This window comes from Rhizobacter sp. P2_H2, assembly GCF_056403375.1.
This window is the reverse complement of sequence record NZ_JBFUFP010001039.1, coordinates 1-1,902: the sequence shown is the minus strand read 5'-3', so window position 1 is coordinate 1,902 and position 1,902 is coordinate 1. Positions and strand designations below refer to the sequence as shown.

The window sequence follows — 1,902 nt, the reverse complement described above, 5'->3', positions numbered from 1 at the left end:
GCTTCGGCGAGCGCATCGTCGCGGGGCTGGCGGTCAACGACAGCGCGGCGATGCTGGCCGGTGCGCTGCCGGCGGCGGTGCTCGCGCTGGTCGTGCAGTACGGCTTCGACGCGATCGAAAAACGGCTGTTGCCTGCCCCACTGCGCTCCTCGGCATAGCGACAGCTGCGAGAATGGGGAGATGCTCCTCGACTGGATTTCGCTCGCGCTCCTCGTTCTTGTCCTGCTGCTGACGCTCTGGCTCGCGCTGCGAAAGCCCGATTCGGGCGCCGCGCACATCGAACGCCTCGAACGGGAATTGCGCGATGAAGTGGCGCGCAGCGCCCAGGGCACGCGCCAGGAGCTGGGCCAGACGCTCGCGAGCTTCCAGCAGACGCTGCTCGCGCAACAGGGCGACGTGGCGCGCACGCAGAACGAGCAGATCGACAGCTTTCGCACCCAGCTGGCCGCGACGCAGCAGGCGCAGGAAGCCACGCTCGCGCGCCTGGCCGAGCAGCAGGCGAATGCGCTGAAGCGCTTCGCCGACTCGCTGGGCGACCAGCTGCGCTCGCTGTCGCAATCGAACGACCAGCGCCTCACCGAGATGCGCGGCGCGGTCGAGCAGAAGCTGTCGGCGATCCAGGCCGACAACGAGAAGAAGCTCGAGCAGATGCGCGCCACGGTCGACGAGAAGCTGCATGCCACGCTGGAGCAGCGTCTCGGCGAGAGCTTCAAGCTGGTCGCCGACCGGCTCGACCAGGTGCACAAGGGCCTGGGCGAGATGCAGAACCTGGCGCGCGACGTCGGCTCGCTGAACCGCGTGCTGACCAATGTGAAGACGCGCGGCATCTTCGGCGAGGTGCAGCTGGCCGGCCTGCTGGAGCAGGTGTTCACGCCGGAGCAGTACGCGGTCAACGTCGAGACGGTGCCGGGCAGCGGCGCGCGGGTCGAGTTCGCGATCCGGCTGCCGGGGCAGCGCATCGACGGCGTGCCGCTGTGGCTGCCGATCGATGCGAAGTTCCCGCGCGAAGACTACGAGCGCTTGCTCGATGCGCAGGACCGCGCCGACCCGGTGGCAGTCGAGGTGGCCGCGAAGGCGATCGAGACGCGGCTGCGGCTGGAGGCGAAATCCATCCATGACAAGTACGTGTCACCGCCGCACACCACCGACTTCGCCATCCTGTTCGTGCCGACCGAGGGCCTGTACGCCGAGGCGCTGCGCCGGCCGGGGCTGGTCGAATCGCTGCAGCGCGAGCACCACGTGATGCTGGCCGGCCCGACCACGCTGCTGGCGACGCTGAACAGCCTGCAGATGGGGTTCCGCACGCTGGCGCTGGAGAAGCGCTCGGTGGAAGTGTGGGAGGTGCTGGGCGCCGTGAAGACCGAGTTCGCGAAGTTCGGCGACGTGCTCGCGAAGACCAAGAAGAAGCTCGACGAGGCCAGCAACACGATCGACCAGGCGCAGACGCGGGCCAACGTGATGGCGCGCAAGCTGAAGTCGGTTGAAGCGGTCACCGAGACGCATGCGCAGGCGCTGTTGCCGCTGGCGCTCCCACGCGACGATGACGCCATCGTCCCCGATCTCCCGGAGAGCGACGCCTAGCCGATGACCCAATTTTCCCGCCCGCTGCTCGCGCTGATCCTCGGTCAGATCAGCCTGCATTCGTGCATGGCCGGGGTGCGGATGGCCGCGCCGCTGCAGGCGCTGAAGCAGGGCCAGGCGGAGTGGACGGTGGGGCTGCTGATGGCCTTGTTCGCCGCCGCGCCGGTGCTGCTGTCGCTGCCGGCCGGTCGCCTGGCCGATCGCCGCGGCTACCACGTGCCGATGCGGCTGGGGGTCGCGCTGTCGCTGGCGGGCGGCACCATCGCCGCGCTCAGCAGCCACTACCTGGCGATGTGCCTGGCGGCCATCCTGACCGGTGCC

2 protein-coding genes are annotated in these 1,902 nt (G+C 69.2%); both read left to right on the top strand.

Annotation, left to right across the window (positions count from 1 at the left end; genetic code table 11):
• Positions 1 to 180 precede the first annotated feature (180 nt).
• The gene (locus AC1D15_RS29775; protein ID WP_465115099.1) at positions 181 to 1,581 is read left to right on the top strand and encodes a DNA recombination protein RmuC; all 1,401 of its coding nucleotides are present in this window, start codon (positions 181 to 183) and stop codon (positions 1,579 to 1,581) included.
• Positions 1,582 to 1,584: 3 nt separating this feature from the next.
• Positions 1,585 to 1,902: MFS transporter (locus AC1D15_RS29770; protein ID WP_477828860.1), on the top strand; the 318-nt coding region annotated here is incomplete at its 3' end.